The sequence below is a fragment of the Natrinema sp. H-ect4 genome (assembly GCF_041894845.1).
Classification (GTDB): domain Archaea; phylum Halobacteriota; class Halobacteria; order Halobacteriales; family Natrialbaceae; genus Natrinema.
In genome coordinates, this window is sequence record NZ_JBHDYC010000008.1 from 122,481 (window position 1) to 142,770 (window position 20,290).

General features: G+C 62.3%; 17 protein-coding genes. 7 read left to right on the top strand and 10 right to left on the bottom strand.

The features are described 5' to 3' along the window. Window positions 1-218: 218 nt before the first annotated feature. Together ACEWFR_RS11985 and ACEWFR_RS11990 are read right to left on the bottom strand one after the other, a co-directional pair. The gene (locus ACEWFR_RS11985) at window positions 219-2,720 is read right to left on the bottom strand and encodes a xanthine dehydrogenase family protein molybdopterin-binding subunit (protein ID WP_374061245.1); all 2,502 of its coding nucleotides are present in this window, start codon (window positions 2,718-2,720) and stop codon (window positions 219-221) included. Between the two features lie 2 nt (window positions 2,721-2,722). Continuing rightward, window positions 2,723-3,235, bottom strand: a complete 513-nt coding sequence (locus ACEWFR_RS11990) for a (2Fe-2S)-binding protein (RefSeq protein WP_226042066.1) — start codon at window positions 3,233-3,235, stop codon at window positions 2,723-2,725. A 109-nt stretch (window positions 3,236-3,344) separates the two neighbouring features. Between ACEWFR_RS11990 and ACEWFR_RS11995 the strand changes: the two genes are divergently transcribed. Then, window positions 3,345-4,775 (top strand): dihydroorotase family protein, encoded by a 1,431-nt coding sequence (locus ACEWFR_RS11995; protein ID WP_374061246.1) that lies wholly within the window; start codon window positions 3,345-3,347, stop codon window positions 4,773-4,775. A gap of 3 nt (window positions 4,776-4,778) precedes the next feature. Next, the gene (locus ACEWFR_RS12000) at window positions 4,779-5,375 is read left to right on the top strand and encodes an NTP transferase domain-containing protein (RefSeq protein ID WP_374061247.1); all 597 of its coding nucleotides are present in this window, start codon (window positions 4,779-4,781) and stop codon (window positions 5,373-5,375) included. On the opposite strand, the gene ACEWFR_RS12005 is transcribed toward ACEWFR_RS12000, so the two are convergent. Further along, window positions 5,357-6,508 carry an XdhC family protein gene (locus tag ACEWFR_RS12005; RefSeq protein WP_374061248.1) on the bottom strand — a complete coding sequence of 384 codons (1,152 nt, stop codon included), beginning with the start codon at window positions 6,506-6,508 and terminating at the stop codon, window positions 5,357-5,359. The two genes, ACEWFR_RS12000 and ACEWFR_RS12005, sit on opposite strands and share 19 nt — an antisense overlap. A 259-nt stretch (window positions 6,509-6,767) precedes the next feature. On the opposite strand from ACEWFR_RS12005, the gene ACEWFR_RS12010 reads away from it, so the two are divergent. Further along, the gene (locus ACEWFR_RS12010; RefSeq protein ID WP_374061249.1) at window positions 6,768-7,532 is read left to right on the top strand and encodes an IclR family transcriptional regulator; all 765 of its coding nucleotides are present in this window, start codon (window positions 6,768-6,770) and stop codon (window positions 7,530-7,532) included. Window positions 7,533-8,346: 814 nt separating this feature from the next. Next, window positions 8,347-9,486 carry a tyrosine-type recombinase/integrase gene (locus ACEWFR_RS12015; RefSeq protein WP_374061250.1) on the top strand — a complete coding sequence of 380 codons (1,140 nt, stop codon included), beginning with the start codon at window positions 8,347-8,349 and terminating at the stop codon, window positions 9,484-9,486. A 365-nt stretch (window positions 9,487-9,851) separates the two neighbouring features. Here ACEWFR_RS12015 and ACEWFR_RS12020 read toward each other — a convergent pair whose 3' ends face one another. Then, a complete protein-coding gene (locus ACEWFR_RS12020) occupies window positions 9,852-11,588 on the bottom strand; it encodes a helix-hairpin-helix domain-containing protein (RefSeq protein WP_374061251.1) in 1,737 nt (578 codons plus the stop codon). Between the two features lie 151 nt (window positions 11,589-11,739). Between ACEWFR_RS12020 and ACEWFR_RS12025 the strand changes: the two genes are divergently transcribed. After that, entirely contained in the window at window positions 11,740-13,032 is a 1,293-nt protein-coding gene (locus ACEWFR_RS12025; protein WP_374061252.1) for a hypothetical protein, read from the top strand. 236 nt (window positions 13,033-13,268) lie between these two features. Here the strand turns inward: ACEWFR_RS12025 and ACEWFR_RS12030 are convergent, their stop codons facing one another. From ACEWFR_RS12030 to ACEWFR_RS12040, 3 genes are all read right to left on the bottom strand, one after another. Then, window positions 13,269-13,496 (bottom strand): hypothetical protein, encoded by a 228-nt coding sequence (locus ACEWFR_RS12030; RefSeq protein ID WP_374061253.1) that lies wholly within the window; start codon window positions 13,494-13,496, stop codon window positions 13,269-13,271. 68 nt (window positions 13,497-13,564) lie between these two features. Next, a complete protein-coding gene (locus tag ACEWFR_RS12035; protein WP_374061254.1) occupies window positions 13,565-14,335 on the bottom strand; it encodes a diphthine--ammonia ligase in 771 nt (256 codons plus the stop codon). Window positions 14,336-14,591: 256 nt separating this feature from the next. Continuing rightward, the gene (locus ACEWFR_RS12040; protein WP_374061255.1) at window positions 14,592-15,140 is read right to left on the bottom strand and encodes a hypothetical protein; all 549 of its coding nucleotides are present in this window, start codon (window positions 15,138-15,140) and stop codon (window positions 14,592-14,594) included. A gap of 379 nt (window positions 15,141-15,519) precedes the next feature. Here ACEWFR_RS12040 and ACEWFR_RS12045 point away from each other — a divergent pair, with 379 nt between their 5' ends. Continuing rightward, window positions 15,520-15,969, top strand: a complete 450-nt coding sequence (locus ACEWFR_RS12045) for a universal stress protein (RefSeq protein ID WP_374061256.1) — start codon at window positions 15,520-15,522, stop codon at window positions 15,967-15,969. 43 nt (window positions 15,970-16,012) lie between these two features. On the opposite strand, the gene ACEWFR_RS12050 is transcribed toward ACEWFR_RS12045, so the two are convergent. Next, window positions 16,013-17,230, bottom strand: a complete 1,218-nt coding sequence (locus tag ACEWFR_RS12050; RefSeq protein ID WP_374061257.1) for a CBS domain-containing protein — start codon at window positions 17,228-17,230, stop codon at window positions 16,013-16,015. A gap of 143 nt (window positions 17,231-17,373) precedes the next feature. Next, entirely contained in the window at window positions 17,374-18,012 is a 639-nt protein-coding gene (locus ACEWFR_RS12055; protein ID WP_374061258.1) for a phosphoribosyltransferase, read from the bottom strand. 126 nt (window positions 18,013-18,138) lie between these two features. Between ACEWFR_RS12055 and ACEWFR_RS12060 the strand changes: the two genes are divergently transcribed. After that, window positions 18,139-18,780 carry a dienelactone hydrolase family protein gene (locus ACEWFR_RS12060; protein ID WP_374061259.1) on the top strand — a complete coding sequence of 214 codons (642 nt, stop codon included), beginning with the start codon at window positions 18,139-18,141 and terminating at the stop codon, window positions 18,778-18,780. 647 nt (window positions 18,781-19,427) lie between these two features. On the opposite strand, the gene ACEWFR_RS12065 is transcribed toward ACEWFR_RS12060, so the two are convergent. Then, entirely contained in the window at window positions 19,428-20,081 is a 654-nt protein-coding gene (locus tag ACEWFR_RS12065) for an HAD family hydrolase (protein ID WP_374061260.1), read from the bottom strand. Between the last annotated feature and the right edge of the window lie 209 nt (window positions 20,082-20,290).

The window sequence follows — 20,290 nt, forward strand, 5'->3', positions numbered from 1 at the left end:
CTGTTCTCGCTCGAGTGTCGAGTGCCGACTGTCGGTCCACCAGCGTGTTCTCAGGCCGTCCGTTCGCTAGGTTGTGGAGAAAACGTCCACTCGCCACTCGGGGCAACACTGTCGCTGCTCGGGGCAGCACTGCCGTTCCGTGCGGAGAATGCGAGAGCGATCCGTGCAGATAGTTCGAACCGAACAGCGAACGAACGGGAGCGGAGACGCCGAGTCGGCTACTGTTCGGACTCGCGGAGCTTCTTCCGGAGGTGGTCCGGGGCGACCGGGATCTGACTCGCGGGTTCCTCGACCGAGAGCGGATCGAGGGCCGCGTTGATCGAGGTCGCGATGCTCGCGGGCGCGTCGATCATCCCGCCCTCGCCGACGCCTTTCGCGCCCGTTTCGGTGAACGGCGACGGCGTCTCGGTGTGTTCCATCTGGATCTCCGGCACGTTCTCGATCGACGGCAGCAGGTAATCGAACAGCGTGATCGCCTGGGGCTGGCCGTTCTCCTCGTAGCCGAACTCCTCGAGCAGGGCGGCACCGATCCCCTGTGCGATGCCGCCGTGGGCCTGCCCCTCGACGATCATCGGGTTGAGCATCGTTCCGCAGTCGCGGACGGTGTGGAACGTAAGGATCTCCACCGAGCCGGTGTTGACGTCGACCTCGACGATGGGCGCGTTCGCGCCGAACGCGGCCGTCGGGTAGACCGGAAGCTTCGACGTCAGCGCCTCGTCGAACTCCTCGAGGTCCGTCGCGGGATGGTCGTAATTGTAGCTCACGCGCGTCCGCCGCTCGTCAGCGGCGTTCGTCTCCGCGTCGAGTTCGGCGATTTCGGCCAGCGAGAGCGAGTCGTTGCCGCCGAGCCGATCGACGGTCCCGTCGTGGTAGGTGACGTCGTCGGTCGAGACGCCCCAGTGGTCGGCCGCGAGTTCCTCGACGTTGGCGAGGAGTCGCTCGGCGACGCCGACCGTCGCGCCCGAGAGCATGACGGCCATCCGGGACGCCGCGCTCCCGTACTCGGTCGGCGCGTCGACGCTGTCGAGATAGCCGACCTCGATGTCGCTCGGCAAGACCTCGAGTTCGTCCGCGAGTAGCTGGGAGACCAGCGTCTGGTGGCCCTGTCCGGAGGAGTCGGTCGCGAGGAACGCGTGAATGGAGCCGTCTGCGCGGATCTCGGCGCGGAGGTGCTCGGGCAGTTCCTCGACCTCGTCGCGCGAGCGCGTCGCGAGGTCGTCCTTGTCGGTTCGCTGGCGATCGGTCCAGTCGGAGCCGCTGGCGCCGGGTTCGATAATGACGCTCGGCTGGACGCCGCGGTACTTCCCCTCCTCGCGTTTCGCGGCGACGATCTCGGGATCCAGCAGGCCGCCGTCGCGCTCGTCTGCGATGATCTCCTCGATCCGGTCGAGCGTCGCGGGATAGTCGCCCGAATCGTAGAGGTTCTTGGAGGGAAGCGTGTACGGCATCTGCTCGGGCCGGATCAGGTTCCGGCGGCGGAACTCCGTCGGATCCATATCGAGCGCTCGAGCCGCCTCGTCGACGATCATCTCGAGGGCGTAAATGTGGGGATCGACGCCGAACCCTCGGTAGGCGGTCTGAGATGTCTTGTTTGTCAGTACGAGGTCGTACTCGTAGGTGACGTCGTCGATCTCGTAGGAGTTCGTCAGCACCGACAGCGGCTTGAGCACCTGGTTGATCGGATAGCGGGGGTACGCGCCGAAGTCGTCGACGAACCAGACGTCGAGTCCGCGCATCGTTCCGTCGTCGTCGACGGCCATCCGCATCTGATACTCCCGATCCGAGGAGTGCATGTCCCCGCCCTGAAGGTTCTCGAGCCGGTCTTCCTCGAACTTCACGGGGCGCTCGAGTTGCTGGCTCGCCATGGACGTCAGACAGCAGTAGCGGTGAATGCCGATCTTCGTCCCGTAGCTGCCGCCGACGTCGGCGGGAACGTTCACCCGTACGTCGTCGGCCTCGTATCCCAGCGTCTCGTAGATCATGTTGTCGACGAGGGTGTGCAACTGGATGTTACAGTCGATGTCGAAGGAGTCGGACTCCTCGTCGTAGGTAGCGACGGCACCGGCCGTCTCGAGTGGGACGCCCGAGATGCGTCCCCACGTGTACTCTCCCTCGACGACGTGATCGGCGTCCTCGAACGCCGCATCAGGGTCGCCGAACTCGAGGCGTTCGTTGTCGACGACGTTCGAGCCGACGGATTCGTGGAGCACGACCTCGTCTTCGCGGGCGGCCATCCCGTCGGCGACCGCGTCCATGGTCTCGTACTCGACGTCCACCAGGTCGGCGATGTCCTCTGCGGCGTATCTGTCGGACGCGACGACGGCGACGACCGGTTCCCCGACGAACCGGACCTTCTCGTCGGCTAGCGCCCACTCGGGGAGCGCGGCCGGTTCGCCGTCTTCACCCGTCGCGATGCGGCCGACACCGGTCGGCATCGGGTTGTACTCACTCTTGATATCCTCGGCGGTGAGGACAAGTTCGCAGTCCGGGTGGGCCTCGGCCTCCTCGGTGTCGATGGAGACGATTTCGGCGTGGGCGTGCATGCTGCGCACCAGCGCCATGTGCAGGCAGTTCTCCGGCGTGATGTCGTGGATGTACTCGGCTTCGCCCGTCAGAATGCGGTGGTCCTCGACTCGCGGGAGCCCTTGCCCCGTGAACGACTCGCGGCTCGAGTCCGATTCGGCGTCGGCGTCGGTTTCGGCCGGGTGTGACGTAGACATGGTCAGTCCTCCATCGCGTCGGCGGCCCGTTCGACCGCCTCGTAGATGTTCTGGTAGCCGGTACAGCGGCAGATGTTGTCCGCCAGCCCCTCCTCGATCTCCTCGCGCGTCGGATCCGGATTCTCCTCGAGGAGCTCCTTGGTCGCCATCACGAAACCGCTGGTGCAAAAGCCACACTGGAGCGCGTGGGTCTCGTGGAACGCTTCCTGAATGGGATGCAGCGAGTCCGTCTCCTCCTCGGCGAGTCCCTCGACGGTCTCGATCTCGGCACCGTCGGCCTGAACGGCGTAGGAGAGACAGCTCTTCGTGGTCCGCCCGTCCTGCTGGACGGTACACGCGCCGCAGACGCCGTGTTCACACCCAACGCGGACGCCGTGCAGGTCGCACTCGTACCGGAGGAAATCCGAGAGTTTGAGTCGCGGTTCGACTTCCGCAGTAACCGGTTCGCCGTTGACGATCACGGTGATCTCTTCGGTCGGTCGCTCGGCAGCACCGTCTGTGCTATCTGTACTCATGGAATATGGTACCTCTACCTTCGAACAGCCCATAAACGTTGTGTTGCGATTCGGGTGCCCGCGCGCTCGAACGATTACACTCAAGTAGGGTGGGAAGAGTACACATCGTATGGTCGAATCGACTGTAGACCTTCGAGTGGTCAACGCACGAGTTGTCACTCCTGATGGCACTATCAACGGCAGCGTAGCGGCGAACGACGGCATCATCGTCGGTGTCGGCACCGAATCGAACCTCCCCGAGGCCGATCGAGAGATCGACGCCGAGGGTAACTATCTGATCCCCGGCTTCATCGACCCGCACGTTCACTGGGGGCTCTCCCGGTACGAGTTCGACTACCACGAGGGCCTCGAGCACGACTTCGAGACCGAAACGCGCGGTGCGATCCACGGCGGCGTGACGACGGTCGTCAACTTCCTCCTGCAAAAGGAGCCGTACCTGCCCGACATGGACTTCTTCAAGCGGGCGGGCGAGGAAAACTCCTACATCGACTTCGCCTACCACGCGATCGTCCACCAGGACCACCACGTCGAGGAGATCGAGGGACTCGCCGACGAGGGGATTCGATCCTACAAGATCTTCTTCAACTGGTACAAGAACGCCTCCCCCGAACTCGGGATCGACCACTCCGACGCGGGCGGGGTCTACAAGGTGCTCGATAGGGTGTCCGATATCCCCGGCGGCGTCGTCATGTTCCACGCTGAGAACGAGGACCTCGCAATCCAGCGCCGAAAGGAACTGCAGGCGGAGGGGCGCAACGACCTCGAGGCCTGGTCCGAGTCCGCACCGAACATCTGTGAGGCGATGCAGATCGAACAGATCGGTCGACTCACGGAGTACACCGACTCTCGGGCGTACATCGTCCACATGAGCACGGCCGAGGGCGTCGACATCTGTAAGCGCTACCAGGAGCAGGGCGTCAACCTCCACGCGGAAACACTGCCGGCGTTCCTCTCTCACACCTACGAGCAGGACGATCTCGGCGTCTGGGGGAAGATTTCGCCCCCGCTTCGCGGCGAGGAGAGCAAGACGCGCCTCTGGGAAGGGATTCGAAACGGCGTCATCGACTACGTCGGCACCGATCACTGTCCGCACAAACTCGAGTTCAAGGAGAAGGACACGGGGAAACACGGCGATATCTGGGACGCGATTCCCGGCGACAACAACGGTATCGAGTACTTCCTGCCCGTGATGATGAGCGAGGGCGTCAACAAGAACCGCGTCAGCATGGAGCGCCTCGTCGAGGTCTGCTCGACCAACAACGCCAAGCGCTGGGGTCTGTACCCGCGAAAAGGCGCGCTCGCCGAAGGCTCCGACGCCGACATGGTTATCGTCGACCTCGAGAAGAGCACCGTCGTCGACGACGACTTCTACCACACGATGGAGCCGGGCTACTCCACGTTCCACGGCGACGAACTGACCGGGCTCCCGACGCACACGATCATCGGCGGCGAGGTCGTCGTCGAGGACGACGAACTGCTCGCCGAACCCGGCGACCGGAACTACCTGCCCCGCGGCCCGGAAGGCGTCTCACTCGAGTGAACCATGAGTGACGTCGTGGGCGTGGTACTCGCTGCCGGCACCGGTTCGCGGTTCGAGGACGGCAACAAGCTGCTGGCTCGACTCGAGGACGAACCGATTGTCAGTCACGCAGCGCGCACGCTCGCGACGTCACCGCTCGAGCACACGATCGGCATCGTCGGCCACGACGCCGATCGCGTTCGTCCCGTGGTGGCGACGTTCGTGGACGACACGATCGATAACGGCGACTACGACCGCGGACAGAGCCGCTCGGTTCGACTCGGCGCTCGCGCCGCGCGCGACGCCGATGCGGACGCCGTCCTCTTTCTTCCCGGCGACATGCCCTGCGTCGATCCGGCGACCGTTCGAGCGGTCGTCGACGGCTACCGCGACGGCAACGAGGGGATCGTCGCGCCGACCGACGGCGATCGGCGCGGAAATCCGGTGCTTTTCGATGCGCGCCACTTCGATCCCCTGACAGCCGTTTCGGGCGACATTGGCGGGCGAGCGCTGTTCGAGTCGGCCGACGTCCGTCTCGTTCCTGTGGACGATTCAGGAATTGCGATCGACGTCGATACGGTGGCCGATCTCCGACGCCTGCGTCACTCCGGCTGCGACTGAACCCGGTCGTGGATCGGCCCCTCTCGATCGCGAAGCCGGCCGCCGTCGCGACCGTTACTCGCTGCGACGACCTCTCCGACGATGCTCAGCGCGATTTCGACGGTCTCTCCGCCCCCGAGATCGAGACCGACCGGCGTGGCGATGCGATCCCGGTCGGCCGCCGACAGCGTCACTCCGTCGTCCTCGAGGCCCTCGCGGATCCGCTGAAATCGGTCGCGCGGTCCCATTAGTCCGATGAACGGAACCTCGGTCTCGAGTAGCGCCTCGAGGGCGAGACGGTCGTCGAGAAGGTTATGAGACATGAGTACGACCGATGTCCGGTCGTCGACTAACTCCTCGAGGTCGGTCGGATGCGTCGCGACGACGCGATCTGCGTTCGGAAACCGGTCCGGGTCGGCCTGGCCGCCTCGCGCGGTCGCGACGGTCACGTGGAGACCAACCGAACGCGCGAGCCGTGAGACCGGGCGGGTATCGGGCTGGCCGCCGAAGATCAGCAGCCGGTCGATCGGGTCGATTCCGTCGACGAAGACGTCGACGGATCCGTCCCTTGTCGTAACGGTCACCGTCTCGGATCGACCGGCGGCCGCCAGTTCCCCGGCTCGCTCGGAGACGGCCTCGAGAACTGACGACGGGAGTGACGGCTCGCCGGTTTCGATCGACGTCCCGTCCACCGTGATACCCGCGCGGGTCCCCACCGGAACCGGCGCCGTGTCGTCGGTCACCGTTGCGAGCGCGATCGGTTCCCCGCGGTGATACGCCTCGACCGGCGCTTGCCACGACCGAGTCACGGGCTCGACCAGTATGTCGACGATTCCCTCGCACCCGAGACCGAGCCCCCATCCGTCATCGTCGGACGTCAGGTCGAACGTCGCAATCTCCGGCTCGTCCGCCCGACGGACCTCGCTGGCGATATCTGCGAGGGGGCCCTCGAGACAGCCGGCCGTGATACCGCCGAACGCCGAGTCGTCGGGCCCGAACAGCATCTTCGCACCCGGTCTGCGGTACGCGGAGCCGTCGACGGCGATAACGGTCGCGACTGCCCACGATTGGTCTGAGTGAACGGCGTCCTCGAGCAACTCGAAGAGGTCGAGCGTCGTTATTCCCCACGGGTCTCCGTCCCCTGTCGTACTCATACTCGAACACACTGGCTCGAATAGTATATGTGTTATTCCACACCATGGCCGTTTCACGATACAGGACGGAACTCGAGCAGGGGGGTTCGTGAGTACGCGCTTCCCACGAGTCGTTTCTGAAGTTACGGTGATAAACTCCACAGAATATTTGGGATTGGAACGTGTATGATATGAGCAAGATAGTAAACAATTGTCCGGGAAAATGAGTAGCGTTCTACGATACCGAACAACTATGTGGGTGGGTTCCAATACCTACTCCATGGCAGAGGAAGGCACGACCGGCATACAAGCGATCGACCGGACGTTCGGAATCGTCGAAGCAATGATCGAACTCGAGGGAGCGGGAGTGACGGAACTGGCAAATCACGTCGATCTTCCGAAAAGCACCGTTCACCATCACCTGTTGACGTTAGAGCGGGCGGGGTACGTCGTCCGAGAGAACGGTGAGTATCAAACGGGATTGAAATTCCTCCGGGCCGGCGAACGCACGAGAGGACAGCACGCGCTGTACCAGGTCGCTCACCCCGAAGTCGAGAAACTCGCCGAAAAGACCGACGAAATTTCGGGGTTGATGGTCGAAGAACACGGAGAGGGCGTTTTCATCTACCGGGACAGTGGATCAGAGGCGGCCCATATCGACACCGGCATCGGTGATCGCGTCCCCCTCCACTGTACGGCGCTCGGAAAAGTCATTCTGGCACACCTCCCTGCCGACCGTCGCGATGGTATCATCGACCGAGACGGCCTGGCCCGTATCACCGAAAATACGATCACGGATGAGGATGTCCTCCGCGAGCAACTCGAGGAAATCCGCGAACGGAAGATCGCGTTCGACGACGAAGAGCGGTTGAACGGGCTCCGAAGTGTCGCCGCGCCCGTTTTCGACGCTACCGGTCAGGTCATCGGGTCGATCAGCGTTGCCGGCCCCACGCATCGCATGCAGGGAGCGTATTTCTACGAGGAACTCCCGGAGACAGTTTTGGGAATCGCGAACGTAATAGAGCTCAATATCCAACATCAGTGACGTCCGTTTCACGATATAGAACAGGGACTGTCGGCCGTCCGTTCGATATCGGTTTCCCTTCTGCTATTTTCGCCCGTCTTTCTCCGCCGTTCAGAACTTAAATTGTATAATGAGTTCGGTAACATGGTATTTACAATTATACGATTGTAAAGCAAAACCGCCGGGAGTGAGCGGATCTCTCGTCGCTGGAGTCGATGCGAAGGGGCCAGAGTAACCGAAGCGCGAGACGGGCGAAAATAATCCGTTCGCTGCGACTGATCGGGGGGATGATAAGCCCGTTCTACGGTATGCAATGACAACAAAACCATCGTCACCGCTTGAACTCATTCTACTTGACAATCATACACATGTAATGCACAGCGGTCAGCAGCAGCCGTTCGGAGATGACTGCAACCGGAAGTGACACGAATAGTCGAGACGTACCCTGGGAATGTGATGATGTACATGTGAATCCCCCTGCCTGCTGGTATCTACCTCGGCGTTCTTATCGAATCCGGGATGATCACTGAGATGGTGAGCATCCTGTGCTCGATCATATCGGAGTCGATGGTCGTACATGTGGGACTTGTCGGCCGTATCACGATGCCAGCGAGCCTCGTGTTCAGCGACGATATTTGGTATAGCTACATATAGTTTATAATAGGCGGATCTGGGGCGCTCCACGCCTCTACCCACAGATACCGGGAGAATTCAGCGTGGACAAAACACACTTGATTAGTTGAATAATCAAGCGTGGTTTTATGGGGGTCGGCTCCCTCTCCGAACCACGAACGATGGAATCCAGCAGGAAATCGGCTCTCGAGGGTGAGCGAGTATGAATCGTGGATCGACAGCAGTTGCAGAGCCACTCGAGGCATTCCTTCGATCGAAGTCGAAGGGTGAGAAGGGGAGCGGGAACTACCAGCGGAATCTCGAGCGCTGTGCCGATGACTTTCTCGAGTGGCTCGAGACAGAGTCCTACTCGGACGGGACGTTCGACGAACTCGACGAGCGAACCTTCCGGCGATACGCGCGCGAGCTCACGAGTCGGGACCTCGCTCCGGGGACGGTTCAAACGTATTACGCGCACGTCAGTGCTTACATCGGCTGGTGTGTTCGCGAGGGGCTCCTCGAGGCGAACTACGCCCAGCGGAACGTCGCGAAGGAACCGCTCCCCGAAAACGATGGCCGACGGTCCGGGGATCAACAGGCCTGGACCGACGAACACCGGTCACTGATTACACGGTACGTCGACAAACGCGCACACGATGCTGCTGACGAGAAGGGGCTCGACGCTATTCAGGAGTTTCGGGACCGTGCGCTCGTCTACGTTCTCTGCTACTCCGGGGTTCGGGGCGGGGAGATAGTTGCGGATCCGAAGGACGAGCGGCGCAACGGCCTCAAGTGGGGTGACGTCTCTCTCGAGGATCGAACGATGACTGTTCTCGCGAAAAAACAGAACTGGTCCGATCGATCGCTGACGAAACAAGTTATAAATCCTATGTCGCGATACAAAGACTTGCTCGATCCCGCTGGGGACGACTGGCCGGTATTTCCAACGTTTCATCTTCCGACGCTCTACGAGACGCTTCAAACGGGACTTCGTGACGAACACGATTGGTCTCCGGGCGATATCGGGGAGTTCGTCGACGAGCTCACGGGCCAACCGGCTGTTTTCGAAGCGCTCCGTGAACATGAATTGGCGCCGTCCTCGATTAACACCGACGGCGCTCGCCGTGTTATGCGACGGCTGTGCGAGGAAGCCGAGATTGATCTCGACGATACCCACGGGTATCTCGCACTGCACGGTGGCCGTCGCGGTGCTGGTGAAGTGATGGTCCGACAGCGTGGGTTCACTTCTGCTGCTCGCCTTCTCGATAATAGCGAGGAAGTAGTTCGGAAGTCCTACTCACATATCGAGGCAAAAGAAATGGCCAAAGACGCCGGCGATGCGTTCGCAGAGCACGATACTTGACATCCCCTCTGCGGTAACGCGCGATAGCTCCTCGAGGTCGAGCCAGACGAACGTCCTCGAGAGACAGATCGTCTGCGGGCCACGATGACGTAAGATGTTCCACACCGCCGAACCGTTACGACTATTTCACTGGGTATCCCGGGAATACACCCATTATATGATGGGTATTTGACGACTCTATTACAAACGTATGGGTGTCACGGAATTCGCGTCGAAAATAGCTTATTACCTGCTGTGGCAAGCTGGTAGACGATGATTATACAGTAGATATACAGAACGCAGGACATGGTTCGGAGGTAGTCGAGAGATTTCCGAGTCGATCATAGACCGTCGTGCATCGCATCAGTATCGATTGGGCAAGGGTCTCAGCCGGCGAAGTACGACTGCAGTTCTTCCAATGGACGAGTATTGAGGACGGCATCGACTTCGCACCAGCCGCGGCGGGCCTGGGAGATACCGAGGTCCATGGTATCCAGTTCTCCCGTCGTATGGGCGTCGGTCGAGACGACGTATCGGACCGTCTCCCGGTACTCTTTGACCGATTCCCACTCGAGATCGAGTCGCTCGGGTTGGGCGTTGATCTCGATCGCGACGCGTTCGGCGGCGGCCGCCTCCATGACGGCGTCCAGATCGAGATCGAGCGGCTCGCGTTCCGTGCGCAAGCGGTTCGTCGGATGTGCGAACATGTCGATCGGGGACTCCCGGAACGCGTCGATCACGCGGTCGGTCGGGTCCCGTAACCGACCGTGGAGTCCGGCGACTATCAGATCGCAGTCTGCACACCAGTCCTCGGGAACCTCGAGTCCGTCCGCCGTGATTTCGGCTTCGATGCCCTGGAGGACCGTGACGTCTATGTCGTCGTCGGCGTTGACCTCATCGATATCCGTTCGTTGTCGATCGAAGCGCTCCCGATCGAGTGTCTCCGGAATCGGCGCATGCGGTCCGTGATCGGTAAGGAGGACGTACTCCAGATCGCGTTCGTCTGCGGCTTCGGCCATCTCGCGAACGGTCCCCGATCCGTCGGAGTACTCGGTGTGGACCTGGAGATCGCCCCGAATGTCGGATCGCTCGATCAAATCCGGTAACTCTCCGGCCGCCGAGGCATCGAGCTCTCCCGTGTTCTCGCGAAGCTCCGGCGGGATCCAGTCGAGTTCGAGTGCGTTGTAGATCGCTTCCTCGGTCTCGCTTGCGATGCGTTCGCCGATCCGTCGTCCCCCTCTCGTGTCGTCTCTGTCGTCTCCGTCGCCGACGTCGAAGAGTCCGTACTCATTGAGCTTCCAGTCGCGGTCGATCGCTCGGTTGCGGAGCGCGATATTGTGATCTTTCGACCCCGTGAAGTAGACGAGTGCGGCGCCGTATTCCCGCTCGTCAACGATCCGGAGGTCCACTTGGAGGTCTCCGGAGACCACGACCGACGACTTGGTCTCACCGCGAGCGAGAACCTCCGTCACGTCGTCGTGCGTGCAAAAGACGTCCGTCGCCGCTGCCGGGTTGGGTGCAGTGGCTAACACGTCGAGGTCACCGACCGTCGGGCGTCGCCGTCGGAACGAGCCGACGATGTCCACGCGCTCGAACTCGTCGGCCGACTGGAGTCGCGTCTCGAGTTCCCGACCGATCGGAATCGCCCGCCCCAGAAGCATCCGCTCTTGTCCCCGCTTCGCTCGCTCGACGTGATCGAGAATCGACTGCTGTGATTTCTCACCGAACCCCTCGAGGGGAGCGATCTCGCCCGCGTCGGCGGCGCGCTCGAGGTCCTCGAGGGTGGTCACGCCGAGTTCGAAGTAGAGCTTCTTGGCGGTCTTCGGACCGACGCCGGAGACGCTGGTGATCGCTTCGATGTCGATCGGAAGATCGGCTTTTAGTTCCTCGTAGTACGCTAGCTGCCCCGTTTCGAGATAGTCGGCAATCTTCTCGGCGATCGACTCACCGACGCCGTCGATCGCTTCGAGCTCCCCTCGCTCGTACACGTCTTCGACGGGCTCGGAGAGCGATTCGACGTTTCGTGCGGCGGTGCGATAGGCGCGAGGTTTGTACTCCACGTCCTCGATTTCGAGGAAGTCGGCGATCTCGTAGAGTAGCTGTGCGATCTCCTGATTTTTCATCGTCGTCACCCGCTCGCACTTCATCCTGGGTCCGTAAGTAGTCGCGTGTGACCTCGCAGCTCGTGACTCCGTCGGAACGATTCGTTCGTCGGTGTCGATCGCACACCGGGAAACGGACACGGACTTATCGCTCCACGTTCACCGTGGACGTATGGACGGAGATGACCTCAGTGGGTTACTTCCCGAGACGGAATCGAACGCCTTCGTCGGCTGGGGGATCGTCGCGGTTCTCTGTCTCACGCTCGTCGTGACGGTCGCCGAAGGCGCGTTCGACTGGACGTTCATCACGGCGTCCGTCGTCGCGATTCTCCTCGTTCCCCCGTTCACGTATCGTGACCCGCGCGTTATGCCCCCGTGGGAACTCGCGGTGATCGTCGCCATCCCGCTACTCTGGCACCCTTTCTCCGGCCACGGGCTCGTAATCGACACGGTCACGTACCTCGCCGTCGCCGCGCTGGCGCTCGTGATTGCCGTCGAACTCCACCAGTTTACGGCGGTGCGGATGACCCACACGTTCGCGATCGGATTCGTGGTGCTCACGACACTCTCGGTCGCCGGCGTCTGGAACGTCCTGCAGTGGTTCGCCGACGTCGCCCTGGGAACCTCGTTCCTGCTCGACGGCCGCTCGCAGGCCGCGATCAACAACGACGTGATGCTCGAGTTCGTCAACGCCGGCGTCGCCGGATTCGGGGGCGGAATCGTCTTCGACGTGTACTTTCGGTCGCGAGACCGGTCTCCGACGGAACGTACCTACGTTCCACCGAAGCCGCTCCCCGACGATCACGCCGAAACCGAGGCGCCGAAACTCAGAGACCGGCTTGGTCTCTCTCCGCGTCGTCAACGCCAGACCAGCCGGGCGATGCAGTTCGTCCTCGCGCTTGTCCTGTGTTGGGGACTCTATGCGCGCGACCTGCCGACGGTCGCCAACGCCGCTCTCGCGCTCGCGATTACCTTCGTTCCGGCCCTCCTCGAGCGAGAGTACGACCTCCCGATGGACGCGGGGCTCGTCCTCTGGATCACCACGGCGGTCTTTCTGCACGCGCTCGGCACCACCGGCTTTTACGTCACGGTCGGAACGTGGGACACGATTACGCACGCGCTGTCCGCGTCGATCGTCGCCGCCGCCGGCTACGCGTTCTTCCGTGCGGTCAACGTTCACACGGACCACGTGTATATCCCGCCGACGATGATGGGCGTGTTCATTCTGGTCTTCGTCCTCGCGGCCGGCGTTATCTGGGAACTCCTCGAGTTTCTCGTCGACTGGAGCGCAGCGCAACTCGAACTCGACGCCGTCCTCGTCCAGCACGGTATCGATGACACGATCCGCGACCTCGTCTTCGACGCCATCGGCGCGGTGATCGTCACGCTGTGGGGGACGGCCTATCTCACTGACCTCGCTGACTCGATTTCGGAGCGACTGGACGGCCGGTCCGGAACCGAGTGAATCGACGATCGATATCACCATTCAAATCGACCCATCCGACCGGTTTCGCAACGAACGGTGATCGAACGACAGTGCAACCCTCGGTTCCGGATACCGCCGACGATTCGATAGTACCGTCCATGGCTGGATGGACCACCAACCTTGATACCATGATGTCTGACAGGTATATGATGGGTTCGTTCGAACCGGTCGGCGGTCTCAGCGAGGACGGGACGGCCACGCTAACCGTCCAGCACTCAGTTTCGGTTCGGTATCGGAACGCCCCTCGAGCGTCGCAGCCGATAGAAATACTGTGCCGTTGATTTCTCCGGTAGCCGCTCACCGATGACCTCGTACAGGGTCCGCGCCTGGTCTTCTGTCAGATCGGCGATGGTGGTCCGTCTGTACTCTGGTGACTTCGACTCAAGGTGGGGTCGAAAGTAGCCGCCAATCTCGTACGTTCGCTGCCCGTCGCGTTCGCGCATCTGTCACGTGATCTCGCCGTATTGCATACGTAGCGGTTCGCTCTCGAGCGGGAAAATGATTTCAGCGATCAGTGTCGGTCCGCTTCGTCCGGCGCTTCGAGCCACGCGTCGGTGATCCGCAATCGGCCCCAAGAGCCGTGCCACTCGCGGTGGGACTCGAAGGCGATGGGACGGGACATGTGTGGCCCATCGGTGACGACCGTCTCGAACTCTCCGCCCTCTCCGAGGAGGTGGACGCCCTGATCGCGACGAAGGGCTTCCAACTCGGCGAGCGCGTCGCGATCCAGTCGCCGGCCGAGCCAGGACTCGTCGAACCCAGGGGCCGTCACTTCGACGACGACGATCTCGAGCCCTGACTCGATCATCGTCTCCGCGAGCTCGCGCGGGTCCACACCCAACAGCGGTGCACAGAAGTCACAGCCCACACGGTTACAGATCGATCGAACGTGATCCGTCCGGTGCTCGCTCTCGACGGTACCCACGATAATCCCGGTGACGCCGCCGTTGAGCTCGGCGTCCAGCGCGTGGATGGTGTTTTCGAAGGAGTCGATCTCAGTTCCCTCCGCTACTTCCGTGTCAGGCGCGAAGTCCGCGTCGATGTCGGGAGGCTCGACGTCGACGGCAGGGAGTCCGGCGTTGACGAGCGGGATTCCGATACTCTGTGCGGCAAGTCTGACCACGGGCGCCGCGGGCGCGTGGTATGCCGAGGCGGCCGTCGGCGAGTGGACAAAGACCAGTCTGCGGACGTCACGGCCGTTCTCGAGGGCCTGGTAGAGTGCCAACGAGGACTCCTTGCCGCCCGAAAAAAGTACGATCCACCCATCATCCGGTTTAAACATACGCTGTAGCTCCTTCCGCAAGCGAGCACTGATAGGGGTTCTCGTCGGAGTTCATAGATATCCTGTTCGGGGATCGAAACACAGTGTCACCCTCTGTACCGCGAACCATCCGGTTGGCTACGATAATCCCTCTAATAAAGATTGGCGTGAGCAGCGGTTCGCAGCCGTCGACCTGACTGCCTCTCGAGACCGAAAACTCGAGGACGAGGGGTTGTGAGACTGATGACGGCCGACAAACAAACCCTCGGCGCGACCGTTACGTCGATTCGTCCCTGCTTTCGTCGTCGTCCGTGTCGTCGCGGACTGTCGCCACCTCCTGCTCGTCGTCCCCGTCCGTGTGACGCGGTTCGTCGGTCGGTTCCATATCCTCGTCCGGTTCGACGGCCGCGTCGGTCGGTTCCATATCCTCGTCCGGTTCGACGGCCGCATCGGTCGGTTCCATATCCTCGTCCGGTTCGACAGAGAACTCGTTCGGCGTGACGGGGTCTCCGTCACCGGTCAGGGCGGTCGGATCAGCCTCGAGGCCGTGATATCGCTTTTCCTCGACTGCCTCGTCTTCCATCGGCAGGTCGCCCTCGAGTCGGACGGCGTCGTCGGTGATTTCGCGGACGGAGTCCGCGTCCAGTTGGCGCGTCCGGTCGACGACGCCCGCCGCGCCGTCTGAGGGGGCGCCCGAATTGACGGCGTCTGCGTTGGGCCGGACATGGACGACATCACCGTCTACCGATGCAACGACGCCGACCTTCTCTCCGTCGTCGTTCTCGACCGGCTTACCGACATCGTCGTCCGTGCAGAGGACACACATGTTATTGACTACCAGTAGGCAGCATAAGTCAGTGGCACCTGCACCAGTAGGCAGCATAAGTCAGTGGCACCTGCAATCGTCGGGGCAACGTGCGCTCTCAGCGATCGATATCCGGTTCGATGTCGGCCTCGGCCGGCCGTCGGCTCGAGAACGTCGTCCAGCCAGTCCGCCATCACGCGTCTCGGTACAGGTGACACTGACTCCGAATCCGATCGTCGACCTCGTATCGTTCGGACCGCTGGTGTCCCGCCCGACGTTCGGTTGACGCCGTCTCTCCGGCGCAAACCCGTTCGGTGACGGGCCCCCAGAACCCCATCGGAAACTATCACCGAGTAAGACAGCCGACCACGTTTAACTCCGTCGGCGATGGACGAGACGTATGCAACTCCTCGTGGCCGTCGACGGATCCGAAGAGTCCGAGAACGCCCTCGCCTACGCCGCCGATATCGCGGACGCGACTGACGGATCGATCACGGTGGTCCACGCGGTCGACCCCACCGCTTACGACGAGGGCGGGAGCGAACCGATCACGTCGCTTTCGGATGCGGACGCGCGCTTGATCCTCGAGAGCGTCGCGGACGCCGAACAGCGGGGCCTGGATCTCACTGACGAGGCGGCCGCCTTCGCCGACGAACTCGGTCACGACGTCGCGGTCGAACTCCTCTACGGCAATCCGGTCGCAGAGATCGCTGACTACGCCGAGTCCGAGGGATTCGACACGATCTTCGTCGGCCACCGGGGGCGATCGGAGCGTGCGGGGTTGATGCTCGGCAGCGTCGCGAAGTCGATCGTCGAACGGGCGACCGTTCCAGTGACCGTGGTTCGCTGACCACCCCCCGCTGGGGACTCATCACGGAAGGTGGTGGGATCGATCACTCCTCGAGCAGCCAGCCGAAGCGTTTCTCCCAGAACGCTTCGCTCGGGGGCTTCTTGCTCTGTCCGTAGGTCTTCTTATCACGGATCTGCCGTTCCAGGACCTCCTTGGCCTCGTTTATCGCGTGGCTCGCGCCGTAGCCCTCGCCGGAGGCGATGTAGAGCCCGCGATCGGTGTGTAGTCGAATCCGCGCGAGCAGGAGCGGCCGCCCGCGGCGCGTCTCGTCGTGTTCGTGGAGGTGGACCCTCGCGTCGAGGACGTTCATCCCGTGGTCCCTGTCGTCGAACTTCTCGACCATCGCCACGATTTCGTCGTAGGCCACGTCATCAATCAGGTCGGTGCCGTAGACCTGGACGCCGCGTGTTCCGCCAGCCTCCCACGTGAGCGAGTCGAGGACATCGGTCTTCGTGACGATGCCGTGTGGCGCACCGTTCTCGGTGACGACCAGCGACGACGCGTCGATTTCGAACATTTCGTCGACGGCGACGTCGAGCGTCTCGTCCGGCCGAATCGTGCGCACCGGCGAGACCATGATATCCCGGACCGGGAGGTCCAGCATCCGCTCGGACTCCCCCTCTCGAGCGCCGAAGCCGCCGCGTCCCGCGCGGGCGGTGCTGGCGGATATTTCACCCCCGAACGGATCCGTCCCGCCCGCATCGCCGCCCTGGCTCTGCACCTCGGCTCGAACCGTGATACCGGTCACATCGTAGAGGCTGAGGATACCGACTGCTTCGTTCCCCTCGACGACCGGAAGGTGCGTGATGTGATTCTCACGAAAGACATTGAGTGCGTCTCCGAGGGTGGTCGCCGGGCCGATCGAGACGAGATCGGCGGAGTGGGCCTCGGCGACGGTCGCCGCGTCGAGGAACGGCTCGACCTTCCGGAGGATATCGTCGACGGTGACGACGCCGACCAGCTCCTGGCCTTCGAACACCGGGAGTAACCGTGAATCGCTGTCGATCATGAGCTGTGCCACCTTGCGAACGTCCTCGTCCGGCGCGAGCCGCGGCACGTGCCAGACGAGCGATCCGAGCTTTTCGTCGGGTTGGCGATGCGAGGTCGCGAGTTGTCTCCTGGTGACGACCCCCTCGAACTCGTCGTCACGGATCACGACGCCCTTGACCGCGGAATCCGCGAACGTCCCGACGAGCTTCGAGACGGTTGCTTCTGGCGTGAATTCGACGTACTCCGCTGATACGATATCTGCAATATCCATGGTTGGTGACTTTTTCTGATCGATCGTGTTGCTATCCCGCCGGAACGACGCTGCCAGCAGTGGCAGTTCGTCACCGAACTCCAAGTATCGACATGGTGATTCCCGGATTCGAGGAATCCACCGCCGTTCTCGTCCGCTTCCGATTACCGCTCGAGATACGCCATCGCCTCCTCGTCGGACACCTGCCCGAAGTTCGCGTAAAACTGCCCGACGCCCCTGAAGTCCCGCGGCGTCTCGAGGCAGACGACCTCGTCGGTCTCCTCCTCGAGTTCGTCGATGGTGTCTGGCGGACCGACCGGTACTGCGAGGACGATACGATCGGCGTCACTTCCCTGCAGCTTCTTGAGACAGGCCCTGACGGTCGATCCCGTCGCCACGCCGTCGTCCACGACGACCACGGTCTCGTCCGTCAGGTCTGGTTCGGCCTGATCGCCTCGGTAGCGTTCGGCTTTCTGACGTGCGTTTGCCGCTTCCTCCTCGCGCTGTTGCTCGAAGTATTCCTCGTCACCGCCCGTTCCGCGGAACGCCGTCTCGTTCTGCCAGACACTTCCGTCGCTCGCGACGGCACCGATAGCGAACTCCGGATTACCCGGGGCGCCGATTTTCTTCGCGACGACGATGTCGAGCGGGACGTCGAGCGCGTCGGCGACTGCCCGTCCGAGCGGAAGGCCGCCCCGAGGAATGGCGAGCGCGATATCTGCATCGATCTCTCGCTCCCGGAGCGCCTCCGCGAGTTGCTCTCCCGCCTCCGTCCGGTCTCTGAATTGCCGATCTGTCTCCATGGGTCCCGGCTTGACGAACAGCACGTGTCTACATAATACACGGGTAGTATCACAGAAGCGAACGGTCACCCACTCGAACGGGGGACACCCCCGTGTATAATTGTCACCGGCGGTGTTGGACCAGATATGGCACAGCACTCAGAGACCCTCGTATCCATTCCGGTCGACGACGTCGAACTGGAAGGGATGCTCGAAATCCCGGCGGATGCGCCGGGGGTGGTCGTCTTCGCTCACGGGAGTGGATCCAGTCGAAAGAGTCCCCGCAACAACTTCGTCGCGGAGGTCATCCGAGATCGAGGCCTCGGCACCCTGCTGTTTGACCTCCTCACCGAGGAGGAAGATCGGGTCAGAGAGAACCGCTTCGATATCCCGCTGTTGACGGACCGCCTCGTGGCGGTTACCGAGTGGCTGTGGAATCGCGAGGACGTTCCGAACGCGAAAATCGGCTACTTCGGATCCAGCACGGGCGCCGCGTCCGCGCTCCGGGCAGCCGCGCGCTTGGGGGGCGATGTCGACGCCGTCGTCTCGCGCGGCGGTCGCGTCGACATGGCGTCCGAGCTGCTTGACGAGGTCCAGGCACCGTCCTTGTTCATCGTCGGCGGGAACGACACGCAAGTGCTCGAACTCAATCGCGATGCCCTCGAGGAACTCCGTTGCGAGAAGGACCTTCACGTCGTCGAGGGTGCGGGGCACCTCTTCGAGGGCGAGGGGGAACTCGAGGAAGTCGCCGACGTGGCGGCCGACTGGTTCGCCGAGAATCTAAACTGAAATACGGGGTCGAGTCGGCGTTCGTTTCCGCCCGCATCGGTAATGGCGTGCCGGTTGACGTGTCGTATTCGCCGGAAGTCAACTATCGGACTGATCACGCGTCGCGCGGTGTGAGCCGCGTCGGGAAACGCCGGAAACTGTACGCCAGTGCGCCGAACGCCTCGTCGGACCCCTCGATCGAGCTGAGAACGTGAGTTACCGGTCGAGTTTGTTCGCTCATCGAGTGACGTACCTGCCACACGCCATCGTGCTATCTCGTGACTTCGGCGGGCCGACACACCGGTAGAACAGTAATCTCGTCGGATCGAGCCGTCCATACCGGGAACCGCAGGATCGTCACAGTCCCAGCCGTAAACAGCGCCCCATCCTCGAGCGCGAGAGTCGACTGGAGGGACGGGCGAACGTCTCGCTCGAAAATGCAGGAGAGGAGACACTCGATGCGACGACACGAAAGAAGCTCAACGACGCCCGCTGGGAGTACTCCCCGTGGGTTGTCGAACTCACACAACGGAGTTCGAGGAGTGTGTCTGGTCGGCGGACGTCGAGCCGTGGGACGACTGATTCGACGAGACGCTGAAGGAGGGGAGCCCGACAGCGCTTCGCACTCGAGAATCGGTTTCGGCCTCGCCACGGGAGCGCCTTTTTGATCAGGATTCGGGACCGTCCGCGTCAATAACGTCGTGCTGTTCGAAGTAGAGGCGGAGTTTCCGTATCGACGTCACGACCTCATCAGAGTACTGCTCGACGACCGGTTCCGGCTCGAATCCGACAGCGGTCCCGGCAGCCCGGAGCATCGGCAGATCGGTGCTCCCACTGCCGACGGCAATCGTTCTGTCGAGGTCGACATCCTCAGCGACGGCGAGCTCTCCGAGGGGACGGTCCTTTTCGTCCTCGAGCAGCGGACCGTCAACTTCGCCTGTCAGTGCCCCGTTTTCCAGCACGAGCCGGTTCGCGACGAGGTGATCGACCGCGATATCGGCGCGCTCGAGTGCCGTCTCGACGCCTCGTTCGAAACTACCCGTGATGATCGCCACGGAGACATCCGATCGTCGCAAGTCCGCGATCAACTCGGCGGCGCCGTCGCGCAACTGGCACCGCTCGAACGCTGTTTCGACCTGGTCTGCCGGCATCCCCTCGAGCAACGAGACTCGGTGTCGAAGGCTCGTCGCGAAGTCGATCTCGTCACGAAGCCCCTGCTCGAGGAGGCCGCGAATCTCGCTCTCGACGTCGGCCTCCTGGCCGAGGAGGACCGACAGATCTGACTGGGACAGCGTCTCGAAGTCGACGGCGACGAGTGTCATGGAGCCCCGTCCGACGGCCAATTAAATAATACCCCGTTCTGGCGCAGCCGATCGACTGGGGGAAGGCCACGTCCGATCGGCCGGGGGACTCTGGACCCACCCACGCGGATGGATGATGTCTCGTCGGGTGAAGACGGGAAATGACACTCTCGGCCAACCATGCCAGTTAGTAGTATAATTGATGGGTATAAGCTTGTATGGTGCCTGTG